Source organism: Pantoea sp. SGAir0180 (assembly GCF_043546245.1).
The window spans coordinates 4,001,794-4,018,922 of the sequence record NZ_CP028071.1; the positions used below are offsets into that span (position 1 = coordinate 4,001,794).

A 17,129-nucleotide genomic window follows, 5' to 3' on the forward strand; every position below is an offset into this window, starting at 1 on the left:
TGGAGGACATGAACGCGGCGCATTATCCGCGACAATATGTGGTCTGGGAAAGGAAAATATAGACCTGAACCGGCTTAAAAGTGTCAATTTTGGAAGCTTAAAGGCGTAAATTCCTTAAAAATTATAAAGTTAAATTATGACATAATTGCGGCAATTTTTTGACACTGGCATCAACGCAGGCAGATCACTACAATCTGCCCCTCTTTTATCAGGTGGACAATGGCAGTGGAACAGTTTGACGTTATCGTGATTGGAGCAGGGGCCGCGGGGCTTTTTTGTGCCGCGCAGGCTGGACAGCGCGGTCGCCGCGTATTACTGCTGGATAACGGCAAAAAGCCGGGCCGCAAGATTTTAATGTCAGGCGGCGGGCGCTGTAATTTCACCAATCTCTATACCGAACCGGCCGCCTACCTGTCGAACAATCCCCATTTCTGTAAGTCAGCGCTGGCGCGTTATACCCAATGGGATTTTATCGATCTGGTGAATCGTCACGGCATTGCCTGGCACGAGAAAACGCTGGGGCAACTGTTTTGCGATGAGTCTGCGCAGCAGATGGTCGATCTCCTGCTCGCCGAGTGTGAAAAGGGGCGCGTGACCCTGCGTTTGCGCAGCGAAATCCTGAGTGTAACCCTCGATGAAGCGGGCTACGTCCTGCAGCTCAACGGCAGCAGTGTACAGGCAGAGAAGCTGGTCATCGCCAGCGGCGGGCTTTCCATGCCGGGCCTGGGCGCGTCACCGTTTGGCTATAAAGTGGCCGAGCAGTTTGGGTTAACGGTGTTGCCAACCCGTGCCGCCCTGGTGCCCTTTACGCTGCATAAACCCCTGCTTGAACAACTGCAGACACTGTCCGGTGTGGCGCTGGACACGACCATCGAAGCGAAAGACGGCACCGTCTTCAAAGAGGCGATGCTGTTTACCCATCGTGGCCTGTCCGGCCCGGCGGTCTTGCAGATTTCCAGCTACTGGCAGCCGGGTGAGTTTATCTCGGTCAATCTCTCGCCTGCCACGCCGCTGGATGCGTTCCTCACGATTCAGCGTGACGCGCACCCGAATCTGAGTCTGAAAAACAGTCTGGCGAAAATTCTGCCTAAGCGCCTGGTCGAAATTTTACAGGAAATGCAGGTGGTGCCGGATGTCACGCTGAAGCAGCTGAACAGCAAGCAGCAGTCAGCGCTGGTGCAGACGTTGCACAACTGGCAGGTGCAGCCCAACGGCACGGAGGGTTACCGTACCGCTGAAGTCACGCTGGGCGGTGTGGATACGACTCAGCTGTCCTCTAAAACAATGGAAGCACGTGACGTGCCGGGACTCTATTTTATCGGTGAGGTCGTTGACGTGACCGGCTGGCTGGGAGGCTATAATTTCCAGTGGGCCTGGAGCTCGGCCTGGGCTTGCGCGCAGGCCGTGTAACGAGCTTCGCCATCAGTGACGCGCTCAGGCATAGCGCGAAACCGCATAGTCTGCGTGCGCAATCTCGGGCTGTTTGCTTGAAATCACATCACTTAACAGCTGGCCGGATCCGCAGGCCATCGTCCAGCCCAGCGTGCCATGTCCGGTGTTCAGCCACAGGTTGGTGAAATGTGTATGACCGACAATCGGCGTGCCGTCAGGCGTCATCGGACGTAATCCGGTCCAGAAGGTCGCCTGCTCAACGCGGCCGCCACGGGGATAAAGGTCGTTTACCACCATCTCAAGCGTTTGCCGTCTCGCGGGCAGCAGGGTTTTGCTGTATCCCACGATTTCCGCCATACCGCCGACGCGGATGCGATTATCAAAACGCGTGATGGCAATTTTATAGGTTTCATCCAGTACCGTGGAAACCGGGGCACCGGCCTCATCGGCGAGGGGAATCGTCAGGGAATAGCCTTTCAGCGGATACACCGGAATGTACATCAGTGGTCGAAGCAACTGGGTAGAGTAAGCGCCAAATGCCATAACGTACCCGTCTGCCGTCAGCGTCTGATCGCCACAGACAATCCCCCTGATCCTGTCACCTTCGCTCAGTAGCGCATCCACCTGCGTGTTAAAGCGGAACGTGACGCCGGCATCGCGCGCCAGGGCGGCAAGTCGCTGGGTAAACAGCTGGCAATCGCCAGTCTCATCGTTAGGCAACCGTAAACCTCCCGTCAACTTGTGCTTTACGTCAGCCAGTGCAGGTTCGACGGTCGCCAGCTGGTCGGCTTCAAGCAGTTGATACGGCACGCCAGCCTCCTGCAGCACGGCAATATCACGCGCTGCGTTTTCAAACTGCTGTTCTGTGCGAAACAGCTGCAGGGTGCCGCCCTGGCGTCCTTCATATTCAATTCCTGTGCTGGCCCGCAGCGCACTGATGCAGTCACGGCTGTACTCTGCCAGTCTGACCATCCTGGCTTTATTGACGGCATAGCTGTGAGGATTGCAGTTTTTCAGCATCTGCATCATCCAGGCCAGCTGGAAGCGAGATCCATCCGGCCGTACCGAAAGGGGCGCATGGCGCTGCACCATCCACTTCACCGCTTTAAGCGGCACGCCTGGTGCGGCCCAGGGCGCGGCGTAGCCAGGCGAGATCTGACCGGCGTTGGCGGCGCTGGTACCTAATGCCGGGCCCGCTTCGCGTTCGATCACGGTGACCTGATGCCCTGCCTGCTGCAGATACCAGGCGGTGGTGACGCCCACCACGCCGCTGCCAAGCACAATGATTTTCATCGCAATGTCTTCCTGAAAGAGTGATCGTTAAAAGGTGGTCGCGTTGCGCCACCCGCTTGATGTGTTGTGAATCAGGCATGCATAAGGTTATGGGCCAGCCAGCACCTGACCGCCCGCCCGTCATCCTGAACGCGCAAAGGCTGAGGCGTGGCACAGCCACTTGTTGCCAGCGGACAGCGATCGCGAAAGAAACAGCCGGTTGGCAGGTGGCGGTTACCCGGTAGTTCGGTGTTGACGGGAGCCCCCTCCAGCGGCGCGCCAATGCGTGGCACAGAGTCCATCAGCAATTGCGTATAGGGATGCTGAGGCGAATCGAGAACGTGCTGAGCCGCGCCCAGTTCGACAATCTGGCCCAGATACATGACCGCAACGCGATCGCTCATGTGACGGACGACCGAGACGTTGTGAGAGATCAGGATATACGTCAGATTGTACTGCTGTTGCAGTTCCACCAGCAGGTTCAGAATCTGCGCCTGGACAGAAATATCCAGTGCCGAGGTAGGTTCATCCAGCACAATGATGTCGGGTTGGGAGGACAGTGCCCGGGCGATGGCAATGCGTTGACGCTGACCGCCGGAAAACGCATGTGGTGGACGGTCCAGGTATTCCGGGCGAATCCCCACCTGACGGGCCAGGGAGTCAGCCAGGGCGCGTCGCGTTTTTTCTGACGCGCGTGACTGAATCCAGACCGGTTCGGTCATGATACGCCAGACCGGCAGGCGGGGATCCAGTGACGAGAGCGGATCCTGAAAGACCATTTGCATGCGACGTTCCCGGCCTCCGCCAGCGGCGGTGGCCAGGTCAAGCTGACCCGTTGTCGGACTCAGCATGCCCATCAACAGTTTCGCCAGGGTGCTTTTGCCGCAACCGGATTCACCGACAATGCCCAGCGTTTCGCCCTGTCTGACCTGGATATCCAGGCCATTCAGTGCATGAACCCGTTCCGTCACTTTGCCACGCCAGTTCTTATTCGCAGGAAAGGCAACGTGTACGTTTTGTAGCGTGAGCAGAGCATCAGACATGGCGCGTCTCCTGTTGTGGATACCAGCAGGCCACCTGCTGGGCAGCGTTGCCCGTTGCCTGTAAACGTGGTGCGCGGGTGCAGCGTTCGCCTGCCGCGAAGCAGCGCTCGCGAAACGCACAGCCCGAGGGCAGGCAGGTCAGGTTGGGGACGGTGCCGGAAATGGACGCCAACGGGGCGCGCGGTTCGCTGGCATCGGGCGAGCAGGCAAGCAGGCCAATGGAATAGGGATGGCTCGGTGAATGCAGGACGGTTTCCGTCATGCCGCTTTCAATGACTGCGCCGGCGTACATGACGTAAATCCGGTCGCACAACTGCGAAACCACCGCCATATCGTGGCTGATAAACAGCACCGCCGTGCCCGTTGCCTCCGCTTTTTGTTTTAACAGGCGCAGTACCTGACGCTGTACGGTGACATCCAGCGCGGTCGTGGGTTCATCGGCAATCAGCAGATCGGGTTCACAGGAAAAGGCCAGGGCGATCATGACGCGCTGACGCATACCGCCAGAAAGCTCGAAGGGATAGCGCGCCATCACGTTCTTTGCGTCCGCGATTTGCATATCGCCCAACAGCGCAAGCGCCCGTGCGTTGGCCTCACGGGCTGACACGGGACGATGTTGTCGAATGACATCCACCATCTGCTTGCCGATGCGGCGAGTGGGATTCAGGGCGGTCATGGGTTCCTGAAAGATCATGGCAACGCGATTGCCGCGCATTTTACGCATCGCGGCCTCACTGGCGGTCAGGACATTCTGTCCCGCCAGTTCCAGTTTGCCGCTTTTGATCTGATAGCTGTGTTCGGGAATCAGCCGCATCGCCAGCATGGCGGTGACCGATTTTCCCGAACCGGATTCCCCGACTACGCCGACAATTTCACCACGGTTAATGTGCATGGACACATTGTTCAGCACATTCACCTCGCCCTGATAGACCGGGAAACTGAGGCGTAAATCCTCAATCGTCAGGATTCTCTCTTGCATCAGTGACGTCCTCCTGCTTTCGGATCCAGCAGATCCTGAATCCCATCGCCAAACAAATTGAATCCAACGGCGGTGATTAAGATCGCCGCGCCGGGGAAGGTGCAGTACCACCACTGGTCCAGCACGTAGTTGCGCCCGTTCGCTACCATCGCGCCCCATTCAGCGGTCGGTTGCTGCGCGCCTAAGCCAATGAAGCCCAGCGTCGCGGCCATCAGAATGGCGCTGCCGATATCCAGCGAGGCCTGTACCACCAGCGGCGGTAGTGCATTACGCAGGATATGCCAGCTAATCAGATGCCAGCGCGAGGCACCAAAGGTTTTAGCGGCTTCGACAAAGGTATGCTGTCTGACAATCAACGTCTGACCGCGTGCCAGCCGGACGTAAAAAGGAATACGCACAATGGCGATGGCGAGCATGGCGTTAAACAGGCTCGGTCCCAGCGCCGCGGCCAGCGCCATGGTCAGCACCAGCGAAGGGATAGACAGCATGATGTCCATCAGGCGCATAATGAGCGCATCGCTGCGACCGCCCAGAACACCGGACAGACAGCCCAGTAATGAACCGCTGATGCCCGCCAGCAACACCACGGCCAGTCCGGCCGCGACAGACTGCTGGCTGCCGACCAGCACGCGACTAAACAGATCCCGGCCGACTTCATCGGTGCCAAACCAGTGCGCAGCACTGGGCGGCTGAAGACGGTCGGTCAAACTGATGGCATTCGGATCGTGGGGCACCAGCCAGGGCGAGAACACCATCAATCCCAGCATCAGGACAATAATGGCGGCCCCCAGCAGGGTCAGTGGACTTTTACGCACCATCCAGAGCCGACGCTTCCAGACGAGAAGCGTGGGTTTCGCCTGACGTACAGCAGGCTGTTCTTGCGTCATCATCATGCGTTACGCTCCCCGACCCATGCGCGGGTCAATCCACAGATAAAGAAGATCCACAAACAGGTTGACCAGCACGTACGCAAAGGACACGACGATGGCAAAACCCATCACGGCGGGAAAATCGAGTGCCTGAATCGAGGACACCACGTACGCGCCCATACCGGGCCAGGCAAAAACGGTCTCGGTCAGGACGGCACCATACAGCAGGTCACCCAGGGCCAGCCCCAGCACGGTCACAGAGGGGATCAGGGCGTTGGGCAGGGCATAGCGCACGACGATAGTAAACTTAGGCAGTCCGCTCGCCAGCGCGGTGCGAATATAGTCTTCGCTTAACTGTTCCAGCATGGCCGAGCGAATCTGACGCGCCACGATGCCCAGATGGACAAAGGCCAGCGTGGTGGCAGGCAAAATCAGATGCTGCAGGGCGTTCATAAAGACCTCAGTATTGCCCTCCAGCAAGGCATCAACCAGGTAGAAACCGGTGATGCGTGTGGGTGGATCAAGCCAGTCATCCAGGCGTCCGCCGCCGGGCAGCAGGTTCAACTTGCCATAAAACAGGACGATGGCACCCAGTCCCAGCCAGAACGCCGGGGTCGAAATACCGGTCAGCGCCAGCAGACGCACCAGATGATCAAGCCAGCGGTTGCGATAAACGGCAGAAAGCACGCCCAGCGGCACGCCGACCAGCAGCGCGATCAACAGCGCACAAAAGGCCAGCTCCAGCGTGGCGGGAAAGAATGCCCGCAAATCATCTAACACCGGGCGGCCTGTGCGGATCGAGGTGCCCAGATCGCCGTGCAAAAGTTGCTGTACATAACGGATAAATTGTTGCCACAGCGGTAAGTCCAGCCCTAACTGCTGGCGGATGTGTTGGACAATTTCATCACTGGCACGATCGCCGGCCAGCAGCCTGGCCGGATCCCCGGGAATAAGATGCGAAATAATAAACGTAATGACGCAGACGCCAGCGACGACCAACAGCAGTCCCCAGCTACGCTGTCTTAACAGACTCCAGTAACTCATCATGTCTTCCTCAGCAGGGCCAGGCAGGCCCTGCGTGAACGGGCGTGAAGGTTGTTATTCTTTATGCATGGTGGCGAGGTTAAAGATTTGCTCCAGCATCGGATTAAACACGTAGCCTTTAACCGACTTATTCATCGCAACCTGATAATTTTTCTGGAATAAATACACGTAAGCCGCATCGTTAATCACGATCTGCTCGGCCTGCTGGTAATCGCGGGTCCGTTCAGCCTGATTAGTCGTGGAAACCGCTTTCTTCAGCAGCGCATCGACCGCTGGGTTGGAATAAAAAGATCGGTTGCCGGGCAGACCTTTTTTGTCTGATTCAAACCAGTAGTTCATGAACATGTAGGGATCGGCAAAATCCGGGCTCCAGTTGCCAATGGCAATGTCATAGTCCGCTTTACCGATACGCTCGCGCATGGTGGCGTTGGCCAGTTTTTCCAGCTTAACGTTGATGCCCAGCGTCTTCAGATTGGCCTGCATGGAAAGGGCAATCGGCTCCCAGTTTGGATCGTTGTCCGAATAGAGAAAGGACAAGGTCTGCGGTTTGCTGGGCAGTTTAGCCAGTTCAGCCCTGGCTTTATCCATGTTAAAGCTGTACTGCATGGCCTGAGGATCATAGCCCCACATGCCTTCCGGAATCGGGCCGCGCATCTGTTTACCGTTGCCGCCCAGGATGCCCTGCACCATGCCCTGGTAGTCGGTAGCCCAGGAGATCGCTCTGCGTAAATCAGGCTGATTCAGCGGTGCTTTGCTGTTGTTCAGATAGAGGTAGGTCACACGCAGGGCAGGATAATCCATGACGGTGACGTCACCTTGCTTCTTCAGCGCGGCGAACTGGTCTACCGGTAACGCATCGGCAATATCGACATCGCCTTTTGCCAACTGCAAACGACGGGCTGAGCTTTCGCTGATAATTTTCACGGAAACGCGCTTAAAGGCCGGTTTAGGCCCCGTAAAGTGCGGGTTAGGCACCAGCACCAGCTGCTGACCTTTCTGCCAGCGTTGCAGCATATAGGCACCGGATCCTGCGGTATGCTCGGCCAGATAGCCGCGCGCATCATCGGCGGCGTTCGCTTTCAGCACGGCAGGGTTAATAATGGACGCGCCGTCATTCGCGAGCGTATAAAGAAACGGTGCGAACGGGGTGTTCAGCGTGAAACGCACGGTATGCGGATCGACTACCTCGACTTTCATGTCGGCTGGAAAGGCTTCCGACGGGCCTTGTTTGATACGCATCAGACGCTCAAAAGAGAGCTTAACCGCCTCAGCATTCACGGGTGAGCCATCGGCAAACGCGGCATCCGGACGTAGCGTAAACGTCCAGACCTTGCCATCGTCACTACTCTGCCAGCTTTGAGCCAGATCGCCCTCGATCTCCGTGGTGCCTTTACCGTCTTCTGTTTTGTATTTGATCAGGCGCTGGTAGGCAGGATACGTAACGGTCCAGTCATTGTTATCAATCGTCACCGCCGGATCCAGCGTCTGCGGATCGGCCGCTTTTCCGATCACCAGCATGTCTTTCGGTACCGCAGCCAGCACGGATGTCGTCGTGGCCGCGAGGGTAATAGCAAGTAACAAAGGGCGAAAATAACGGGGTGCTGTGTGCGTCATTGTCATGGTAAAACTCCGTCAGTCTGGGCTGGGGATATGCAGGTGAAAACATCGTTAATCAGCGGATAACGGGCCGCTTCCGGTAACTCGAAATGCCACCATTCGGTCGCAATGCCAGTAAAGCCACCGCCAAACATCACGGCATTAAGCAGTAGCCTGTTGCGCTGAGCAGCCAGCGGCACGTCGGGATGGTAGGGGTGCGACAGCGCCTGCATTTCATCAAACCCGGTTCCCATATCCAGAATGTGCCCGTCAGCATCGATTAGCGTGACATCAATCGCGGTGCCACGGCTGTGATTCGAGCCTTGCGATAAAGGCACGACGTAATTCTGATCAGGACAGGCGTGCCAAAGCAGCTCCTGCGCTTTTTGTGGGCGATAGGCGTCCAGCACCAGCAGCGTAAAACCCGCCACGCTGGCAATAGCAATACTTTTCTCCAGCGCGACGGCGGCATCGGGATGCAGCAGGCAGCGGGCTACGCTGTAGATGGGCTGGCCCGTGATGTTATCGGCGGTGGCATATTTCAGATCGATAGTCAGCGCCGGAAAGGCCACTGCGATATCGACCAGCTCTGTTTCCTGCATCATTCTGTAATCCCTGTTTTATCAATGTTCAAACTGACCAAATTCCTGCTGCAACAGTCGGTTTTGTGCCAGGCGCTGAGAAAGCGCGGGGCCAAGGCGTTCGACGACTGCAGACAGCAGAAGGTTGAAAAGGCAACTGATGGGGGCCAGCGAATCCCAAAAATTGGCGGTGTCCGTTTTTACCTGAAGTAAATCCACCGGATAATCCCGGGCCCACGGACACCAGATATCGGTAACCAGCGCCATCGACACGCCACGTGCGGTGGCGACCCGACAAAACTGTCTTGCTACGGTGGAATAGGCTCGCGTATCCGTAAGAATGACGTAAGGCTTTGACGACTCGGAGTTCAGCGACTCCAGCCAACTGCCCGAGCTGCCATCGGCATAGGTCACGCGCGGTCGCAGATATTCCAGATGACTGAAGAAGGTATTCGCGATGCCCCGGGTGGACTGAATCCCCAACACGATGACGGTTTCGGCCTCGGCTATTTGCTGGCTGATATGGCGAAAGGTCTCCGTCTGCGCCAGCTGGTAGACATAGCGGATAGCCTCTAACTCCATTTGTAATGACTGGCTGGCCGGATCCGGCAGCGTGCGTTGCTGCTCCCATGAATCAAGGCGGTCAATCACGCCCCATTGCTTGTACGGCGTATTGGGCACATCGCGCAGCAGGTTTTTCACATCATCAAGATTTTTAAATCCCAGCTTGCGCAAATAACGCCCGACAGTAATTCCGCTGGTGCCGGTCGCCTGGGCAATGCTGTCCGCCGTTTCAAAGGGGATTTGTTCGGAATGGCTGAGCAGCCACGAACTTATCCGTTTTTCGCTGGGCGTTTGCTGGCTAATGGCAGCCTCGATTTTTTTCAGCAGTTCGGTGTGAGCGCTCATGTCGTCCTCAATGTTACCTGGCTGTCATTGCTCGCAATGTTGTTATTTAAGTAACAAGCACAATGCATGCCAGTTTGCCCTGGCCTGTTAAAAAACAGCCACGTCAGGTGATTATGTGCAGCGGAATGGTGGAGTTGATAGCCTGCCGATAAATTAAGCGCAATCGAGGTGCAACGTAATTGAAACTTGCATCACACTAGTGCAACAAAATAACCCGGTAATGTGATCCAGACTGAAGAAACGATGTTCCTCTTTCCGCGTACGAGCGAGTGGCCGATCCTTTACGTCGGGGCCGGCAACAAGGTGCGTACGATGCACGGCGCTGTCGAGCGCCGCGATGAGCTGCCATCAGGCGACAAAAGCGGTTTGTGCACTGTCGTTTTATGGCGTGCATCGGGCAGACCGGATTGCGTTAAGAAGGGCATCATCGTCAGGGATGAATGAATGCGTTTCGCCATCTTTTATAAAGGGGGAGAGCAGAACGCGAAAAAATCAGCAACATTTACCGCTTCGTTAATCAGGCTTTTAAGAATGTTTACCGGCAATAAAATGGCAGCAAAGCCAATTCGGTCACATACTTGTGTTTTTTAACTCAGTAAGTGACCTGTCATGATCAGCTTTGTTCGTTCCTTGTTCGCCAGCCCGGATAAATTCCTCCAGATAATGAGCCGCCAGGACATAAACGACTCCATTGCCGATGGTGAGCGCATTATTATCGATGAAAACGGTAACGCCGCGGTCAATATCCTCAGTGAGGAAGTAAAGGAGGATTTCAACCGGCACGTCAATAGCTTAAAAGGAGTCTGAGGTGGGTACCGCGATTTTTATGGTATTGATGGTAAGTGGTTACTGGTACACCAGTCGGGATCTTTCCAGCCGTTTCAAAATGCGCCGTACCTCAGGCTGGGATGTCTATTTTCTGGTGGCGTTATACGGTTGTATATTCGTGCTTCAGGGGGTTTTTGCCACCGCATTTATTTGGTTTGTCTTATTTATTATTTCCTCCGTTTCCAACGCGCTTTATATTTTCCCCGGCGATCATCTTCAGCTGCAAATGAAGTTTGTGAACTGGAGCTTTTTAGGTATTCAGGCACCGGTAGTCATTATGCTGACCTTCGCCATTCTGTTTTGCCTTTATCGCTCGAACTGGGCGGGCAGCGCACGGCTGAATGTCTCTGGCCGAAAAGACCTCTATCAAAAACTCTCCCGTTCTAACGGCGTCGAGCAGATGCTTTTCCAGTGCATGGAGGAGGGGGAACTGGCATGGATCACGCTAAAATCGCGACGCATCTACATAGGCATGGTGCATGCGGCAACTTTTGAATATGAAAGCACCGCCAATATCGTGCTCATTCCGATGCTGAGCGGTTATCGCGACAGCCATACATTAAAGCTGGCGGTCGAACATAATTACAGTAGCTGGTACGCCGAGCACGGCATTACGCTGGATTCAGAACCCAAAAATGCTATGGCGTTTCGCAAAGTGATCATGCTGGACCAGATCGAGAGCTTCTCATTGTTCGATCCCGCCAGCGCGACAGCCCTGGCAATGGGTGAAGATCATCCGCAGAGTGTGGAAAAGAGCCGGGATGGCAACGAATCTTCGCCGCCTGATCAGCAGATTGAGTAACCCAGGCAGGGCGTATCAGGACACACAGCAGGGTCGGAGCGGCGGTATCCGCACAAAACAGCCTGTATAATGCAGTGCATGCGTTAACCCGCCTCTACTCTGCTTACTGACTTCATCAACGAGGACAATCCTATGGCTCATCAGGGGAAAATCTTAGTTATCGGCGCGTCGCGCGGCATCGGACTCGCCGTGGTTAACGCGTTTGTAGCCCATCACTGGCAGGTGACGGCCACATACCGCAGTGCTATTCCGCCACAAGGCGAGCACCCTGAGGTTGACTGGCATCAAGTGGATATAACGGATACCGACGCGGTTAAACACGTTGCGGTCCAGCTGAGTGGAGAGCCTTTTGACGCCATTTTGATTAATGCAGGCGTTTACGGGCCAGCGCATCAAAAGTTGGCCGAGACGGATGACAGCGAACTGATGCAGCTGTTCCTGACCAATGCCGTCGCGCCGGTACGTTGCGCTGAGATTTTGCTGCCGTTGCTGAATCAGCAAAAGGGCGTGATTGCGTTAACGTCTTCGCAGCTTGCCAGCCTGAATGAGAACCGCAGCGCGGACGCTCCTCTGTATTCGGCCAGTAAAGCGGCGCTCAATATGTTGACCCGTTCCCTTGCCAGAGGGGTAGAAGCGCAGAATGGCACGCTGTTAACGCTGCATCCCGGCTGGGTGAAAACGGATATGGGCGGCGATAAGGCCCCCCTTACGGCTGAAAAAAGCGCGGAAGGGATCTTCACGCAGTTGACGATGTTTCAGGGGCGCGGTGGTCACCACTATGTGGACTACGCGGGAAAAACGCTGCAATGGTAATGGCGTAAAGGAATTCGCCCTCAGGCCTTCACGACAGGCAGGGGCGATCCGATACACTGAAGTTTTGCAACAGACCTGTCCCGGCATTACACTGCCTTTTTTATTTCATTGATTGAAGGTGCTTATGTCTCAGCCCTATCAGCGTCAACCGCTACCGTTGCCCGGTGGACACAAAAAAGTGCTTCTGCACTCCTGCTGTGCGCCCTGTTCAGGGGAAGTCATGGAAGCCATGCTGGCCTCCGGCATTGAATACACGATCTATTTCTATAACCCGAATATTCATCCGCTTAAAGAGTACGAACTGCGTAAAGAGGAGAATATCCGCTTTGCTGAAAAGTTTAATGTGCCTTTTGTCGATGCAGATTACGATCGTGACGACTGGTTTAAACGGGCCAAAGGCATGGAATGGGAGCCTGAGCGTGGTGAGCGATGCACCATGTGCTTCGATATGCGTTTTGAGCGTACGGCGCTCTATGCGCATGAAAATGGTTTTCCTGTTATCACCAGTTGTCTGGGGATTTCCCGTTGGAAGAACATGCAGCAGATTAATGACTGCGGTGTCCGTGCGGCGGCAAAGTATCCCGATTTGACCTACTGGGAATTTAACTGGCGCAAAGGCGGCGGCTCGGCGCGTATGATCGAAATCAGTAAGCGCGAAAGCTTTTATCAGCAAGAGTACTGCGGATGTATTTACTCATTACGCGATACCAATCGTCATCGTGTTGCCAACGGGCGAGAGCGAATTCAGATTGGCGTGCAATATTATAAGCCGGACGAGTAACGCCTGTATTTAAAAAAAGCGGACTAAATCGTCGCTGCTCCGGGTGTCATTTATTCCGCTGTAAACCGGCTTTTTTGTCTTTTTCGGCGTCCTTATGCAGAGACTACAGGGATGCGCACCGGTGGACGTGGCGCTGTCCGTTCCCCCTTTCATTTGTCTTTTGCGGCAAACGCTGGGCGTACAGCCCATCATCTGTTTAAACGAGCGCGTAAAAGATTGTTGGCTTTCAAAATGGTATTTAACGGCCAGGTTGATAATAGGTGTACGGCTGTTTTTGAGATCGTTAATACAGGATATTAATTTCTTCTTGCGAATATAGCGTGCAAGCGTTTCATCGTTATAGCGGGAAAATAACTTCTGCAGATACCATTTTGAATAGCCCGCCTTTTCCGCAATATCATCAATGCTTAATCGCTGATCGAGATTTTCATTAATCCATTCAGTAACAGAAATAATTACGCTCTCATTGTATTTGTTCTCATTCATAACACCCCCTTAAATAATGAGGATGATTTTAAATTAACATATGTTTCTCAAAATAGGCATTACGTAAAGATTCTCAAGGAAGTGCATGGTTATTCCAGGAATGTGAAATAACATGATGAGCAATTATATTTATGCGTGATATGTATATTATTTGTTGCAAAGGTGAGAGGAGTGACTTTGTGGTACTATTACATCACGTTACCATGCTGCAAGTAAAATGTCACTCTGAGCAAAGTTAAAACAGGCCTCTCTGCGACACGTTGTCGCATCGCAGAGAACGACTGCCTACAGCAGATTTTGCTCCGCCAGGTCGAGCGCAAAATAACTGAAGATCAGATCGGCACCCGCACGTTTAATGGCCCCCAGGCTCTCAAGCACCACGTTACGTTCATCAATCGCGCCGGCCTGCGCGGCAAATTTAATCATCGCATATTCACCGCTGACCTGATAAGCCGCCAGGGGAAGCTCAGTGCGTTCACGAATGTCGCGCAGGATGTCCAGATAGGCGCCAGCCGGTTTCACCATCAGCGAATCGGCACCTTCGGCGGCATCAATCAGTGATTCGCGAATGGCCTCGCGGCGATTCATGGGGTTCATCTGATACGTTTTGCGATCGCCTTTCAGCGCGGTTCCGGCGGCTTCACGGAACGGGCCGTAGAAGGATGACGCAAATTTGGTGGAATAAGACATAATCGCCGTTTGCGTAAAGCCCGCAGCATCCAGTGCCTGGCGGATAGCCTGCACCTGACCATCCATCGCGGCCGAGGGCGCGATAAAGTCAGCGCCTGCCGCTGCCGCGACAACGGCCTGCTTACCCAGGTTGATAAGGGTTGCGTCGTTATCCACGCCGTGATCGCACAGCACGCCGCAGTGGCCGTGGCTGGTGTATTCACAGAAGCAGGTATCCGACATCACAATCATTTCAGGCACGGTATCTTTGCAAATGCGCGACATCCGTGCGACCAGGCCGTTTTCATTCCAGGCATCGCTGCCGGTCGCGTCGGTATGATGAGAAATCCCGAAGGTCATCACGGAGCGGATGCCTGCCCTGGCGATACGTTCAATCTCGTGGGCCAGACGTTTTTCCGGGATACGCCTTACGCCTGGCATAGCCTGAATATCTTTATAGTCATCAACGCCTTCCTCAACAAAAATGGGTAAAGCCAGGTCGTTGATACTGAGGGTGGACTCCTGAAACATTGCACGCATGGATGCGCTGGCGCGCAATCTTCTGGGACGTTGGGTAAGGGAAAAATCAGACATAGTTACTCACGTAGCTAATTCAAATAAGACGGACAGTCTACTCCGATTAAGAGCAGGCGATGAAGGTTTGTGTGCGGTGCGCTGAGAGAATAAAACGTCTCCCGCCACAAGGCGGGAGACGGGGGAGTTTACTCGTTAATGTCCGGGTGCTGCTGCACCAGATTTTTACGTTTCGCTTCGAGACGGGCAATTTCTGCGTCGATATCTTCGATTTTCTGTTCGATGTTATCGTGGTGTTCCTGAAGGATTTCGCGCGCCTCTTCTAAATCTGATGCGGCAGGCGTCGCCCCTTTCAGCGGCTTATTCGCAGTCTCTTTCATGTAAAGACCGGTAATCAGACCGACCACCGCCACGACCATCAGATAGTACGCGGGCATGTAGAGGTTGTTGGTCGCTTCGACCAGCCAGGCCGCGGCCGTTGGCGTCAGACCAGCAATCAATACCGAAATATTGAAGGCGCTGGCTAAGGCGCTATAACGAATATGCGTAGGGAACATTGCGGGCAGAGACGATGCCATCACACCCGTAAAGGCATTCAGGATTACCGCCAGTAGCAGCAGTCCGGCAAAAATCATTCCCAGCACGCCGCTGTTGATCATCATAAAGGCGGGAATAGCAAAAACCATCAACGCAATACTGCCCAGAATCACAAACGGACGGCGGCCAAAACGGTCGCTCAGCATGCCCATTACCGGCTGCACAAACAGCATCCCCATCATGATGGCGATGATGATCAGCACGCCATGATCTTCTGAGTAATGCAGGTTGTGTGACAGATAACTTGGCATGTAGGTGAGCAGCATGTAGTAGGTCACGTTGGTCGCAATGACCAGGCCAATACAGGCTAACAGGCTGCGCCAGTGTTTGGTGGCGATCTCTTTGAAAGAGACTTTCGGACCATCACGCAGGCCTTCGCGATCCCCCTGTTCCAGCTTATCAACGTGCTGCTGGAATGCTGGCGTTTCTTCCAGCGCATGACGCAGATATAAACCAATAATGCCCAACGGCAAGGCCAGGAAGAAAGGAAGACGCCAGCCCCACTCAAGGAAGTTCTCTTCGCCAATAATGGTCGAGATCAGGACGACAACGCCCGCACCCAGTACAAAACCGGCAATAGAACCGAAGTCGAGCCAGCTTCCCATAAAGCCACGTTTGCGGTCCGGTGAATACTCCGCCACGAAAATCGATGCGCCGGTATATTCCCCGCCCACGGAAAAGCCCTGCGCCATTTTGGCCAACAGCAGCAAAATCGGTGCCCAGATGCCGATGGAGGCGTAAGAGGGAATCAGACCAATACAGAACGTACTGACCGACATAATGACAATGGTAATGGACAGTATTTTCTGACGACCATATTTATCACCCAGCATGCCGAAGAACAGGCCACCTAAAGGACGAATCAGAAAAGGAACAGAGAACGTTGCCAGGGCGGCAATCATTTGAATGCCCGGTGAGGCATCCGGAAAAAAGACTTTACCTAAGGCATAAGCCACAAAGCCATAAACACCAAAATCAAACCACTCCATGGCGTTACCCAACGACGCGGCGGTAATGGCTTTTCGTAAACGGGCATCATCAATGATGGTCACATCATCGATCCCAATCGGTTTTACACGCTTCCTACGCAATTTCATAGAATTACCCTGTAATGGAATATGAAAGTCCTCAACGGCGCGAACCGACCACAGCGTTCAGACCGCTGCGTTGAGGAAATTTAAGCATAGCCGTAAAACAGCATTATCTGTCGACGTATAAATACAACGAAAACTGCCGTGATTCATTTCATCGACCGCAGAGTATAACGTTTTTGTGTGATATTTGTCATGTTTGGCCTGAAAGTGACCAACTCTGCCTTGTGTTTACACCAGTCTTGCTGGCTAAAAAAAGAAGCAGGCGAACGCGTTTGCCTGGTAACGATACGTGCCGATCGCAAGTGAAAACGCGCTCTGACGCATTACAGGTTAAAATTACTTATGATTTTTCGTATCGATCGTTGAGGCTTGCCTAATCAATTCCCTTCAGTAATACTCATCCCCCTTGATTTGGATAGAAATTGTCAAGGAGGATATCGCCATGAGCCAAAATCCCTGGGTGGCGCTCATCGATAGTGTGGAAAAAAAATTAATCTATCCTGCCACCATGTTGTCCGCTGACCGGCAGCGCGGCGAGAGGACACAGATGGACTCTGCGCCGGGTTGGTTTCGCTGTCGGGGGAAACGCTGGATAAACCGACTGACGAAGCTGAGCGAAACGCTTATCACGTCGACGACAACGGGGAAGCAGTGCTCGGCATATGAAGAATGCCAGCAGTTACTCCAGCAGTCGGTGCCAACGCTACAGCGGCTAAGTCAGCGAACCCGTCGGCCCTGTGAAGGCCTGTCTGTCTGCCAGCAGGAAGAAACGGTAGCCGTCGCATTGCGCGCGGCACGTAAACGGCGCTAAATCCCTACAAAATCATCTCGTGCTGTTGT

Annotated in this window: 17 protein-coding genes; 6 read left to right on the forward strand and 11 right to left on the reverse strand. The window is 54.3% G+C overall.

Annotated features, from left to right (window positions below):
* The first annotated feature begins 225 nt into the window (after window positions 1-225).
* Window positions 226-1,410: a BaiN/RdsA family NAD(P)/FAD-dependent oxidoreductase gene (locus C1N58_RS18725; RefSeq protein ID WP_394550764.1), complete on the forward strand. Its 1,185-nt coding sequence runs from the start codon at window positions 226-228 to the stop codon at window positions 1,408-1,410.
* A gap of 24 nt (window positions 1,411-1,434) precedes the next feature.
* On the opposite strand, the gene C1N58_RS18730 is transcribed toward C1N58_RS18725, so the two are convergent.
* The 8 genes from C1N58_RS18730 to C1N58_RS18765 all read right to left on the reverse strand — a co-directional run bounded on the left by C1N58_RS18730 (window position 1,435) and on the right by C1N58_RS18765 (window position 9,685).
* Window positions 1,435-2,685: a D-amino acid dehydrogenase gene (locus C1N58_RS18730; RefSeq protein ID WP_394550207.1), complete on the reverse strand. Its 1,251-nt coding sequence runs from the start codon at window positions 2,683-2,685 to the stop codon at window positions 1,435-1,437.
* Between the two features lie 71 nt (window positions 2,686-2,756).
* Complete coding sequence (locus C1N58_RS18735) at window positions 2,757-3,707, reverse strand: oligopeptide/dipeptide ABC transporter ATP-binding protein (protein ID WP_394564405.1); 951 nt, start codon at window positions 3,705-3,707, stop codon at window positions 2,757-2,759.
* On the reverse strand, window positions 3,700-4,686 hold the full coding sequence (locus C1N58_RS18740; RefSeq protein ID WP_033738248.1) for an ABC transporter ATP-binding protein: 987 nt from the start codon (window positions 4,684-4,686) through the stop codon (window positions 3,700-3,702). Before C1N58_RS18740 ends, C1N58_RS18735 begins: the two co-directional genes overlap by 8 nt.
* Window positions 4,686-5,579: a D,D-dipeptide ABC transporter permease gene (gene ddpC, locus C1N58_RS18745; RefSeq protein ID WP_006121090.1), complete on the reverse strand. Its 894-nt coding sequence runs from the start codon at window positions 5,577-5,579 to the stop codon at window positions 4,686-4,688. The genes C1N58_RS18740 and ddpC overlap by 1 nt, the downstream gene beginning before the upstream one ends.
* A gap of 3 nt (window positions 5,580-5,582) precedes the next feature.
* Window positions 5,583-6,599, reverse strand: coding sequence for an ABC transporter permease (locus tag C1N58_RS18750; protein WP_054632925.1), 1,017 nt, complete (start codon window positions 6,597-6,599; stop codon window positions 5,583-5,585).
* A gap of 54 nt (window positions 6,600-6,653) precedes the next feature.
* A complete protein-coding gene (locus tag C1N58_RS18755) occupies window positions 6,654-8,219 on the reverse strand; it encodes an ABC transporter substrate-binding protein (RefSeq protein ID WP_054632926.1) in 1,566 nt (521 codons plus the stop codon).
* The gene (ddpX, locus tag C1N58_RS18760; protein WP_039342773.1) at window positions 8,216-8,800 is read right to left on the reverse strand and encodes a D-alanyl-D-alanine dipeptidase; all 585 of its coding nucleotides are present in this window, start codon (window positions 8,798-8,800) and stop codon (window positions 8,216-8,218) included. Before ddpX ends, C1N58_RS18755 begins: the two co-directional genes overlap by 4 nt.
* An 18-nt stretch (window positions 8,801-8,818) precedes the next feature.
* Window positions 8,819-9,685: a MurR/RpiR family transcriptional regulator gene (locus C1N58_RS18765; RefSeq protein ID WP_006121084.1), complete on the reverse strand. Its 867-nt coding sequence runs from the start codon at window positions 9,683-9,685 to the stop codon at window positions 8,819-8,821.
* Window positions 9,686-10,294: 609 nt separating this feature from the next.
* Between C1N58_RS18765 and C1N58_RS18770 the strand changes: the two genes are divergently transcribed.
* The 4 genes from C1N58_RS18770 (at window position 10,295) to C1N58_RS18785 (ending at window position 12,909) form a co-directional block, all read left to right on the forward strand.
* Entirely contained in the window at window positions 10,295-10,492 is a 198-nt protein-coding gene (locus C1N58_RS18770; protein WP_033738245.1) for a hypothetical protein, read from the forward strand.
* A 1-nt stretch (window position 10,493) separates the two neighbouring features.
* Window positions 10,494-11,315 carry a hypothetical protein gene (locus tag C1N58_RS18775; protein WP_394564406.1) on the forward strand — a complete coding sequence of 274 codons (822 nt, stop codon included), beginning with the start codon at window positions 10,494-10,496 and terminating at the stop codon, window positions 11,313-11,315.
* Window positions 11,316-11,447: 132 nt separating this feature from the next.
* Window positions 11,448-12,128, forward strand: a complete 681-nt coding sequence (locus C1N58_RS18780; protein ID WP_054686854.1) for an SDR family oxidoreductase — start codon at window positions 11,448-11,450, stop codon at window positions 12,126-12,128.
* A gap of 124 nt (window positions 12,129-12,252) precedes the next feature.
* Complete coding sequence (locus C1N58_RS18785; protein WP_006121081.1) at window positions 12,253-12,909, forward strand: epoxyqueuosine reductase QueH; 657 nt, start codon at window positions 12,253-12,255, stop codon at window positions 12,907-12,909.
* 9 nt (window positions 12,910-12,918) lie between these two features.
* Here C1N58_RS18785 and C1N58_RS18790 read toward each other — a convergent pair whose 3' ends face one another.
* From C1N58_RS18790 to proP, 3 genes are all read right to left on the reverse strand, one after another.
* The gene (locus C1N58_RS18790) at window positions 12,919-13,395 is read right to left on the reverse strand and encodes a helix-turn-helix domain-containing protein (protein ID WP_054686856.1); all 477 of its coding nucleotides are present in this window, start codon (window positions 13,393-13,395) and stop codon (window positions 12,919-12,921) included.
* A 285-nt stretch (window positions 13,396-13,680) separates the two neighbouring features.
* Window positions 13,681-14,658: a porphobilinogen synthase gene (gene hemB, locus C1N58_RS18795; RefSeq protein WP_006121079.1), complete on the reverse strand. Its 978-nt coding sequence runs from the start codon at window positions 14,656-14,658 to the stop codon at window positions 13,681-13,683.
* A 128-nt stretch (window positions 14,659-14,786) separates the two neighbouring features.
* Complete coding sequence (gene proP / locus C1N58_RS18800) at window positions 14,787-16,292, reverse strand: glycine betaine/L-proline transporter ProP (protein WP_006121078.1); 1,506 nt, start codon at window positions 16,290-16,292, stop codon at window positions 14,787-14,789.
* Between the two features lie 439 nt (window positions 16,293-16,731).
* Between proP and C1N58_RS18805 the strand changes: the two genes are divergently transcribed.
* Window positions 16,732-17,100, forward strand: coding sequence for a hypothetical protein (locus C1N58_RS18805; protein ID WP_226374594.1), 369 nt, complete (start codon window positions 16,732-16,734; stop codon window positions 17,098-17,100).
* Window positions 17,101-17,129: the final 29 nt, after the last annotated feature.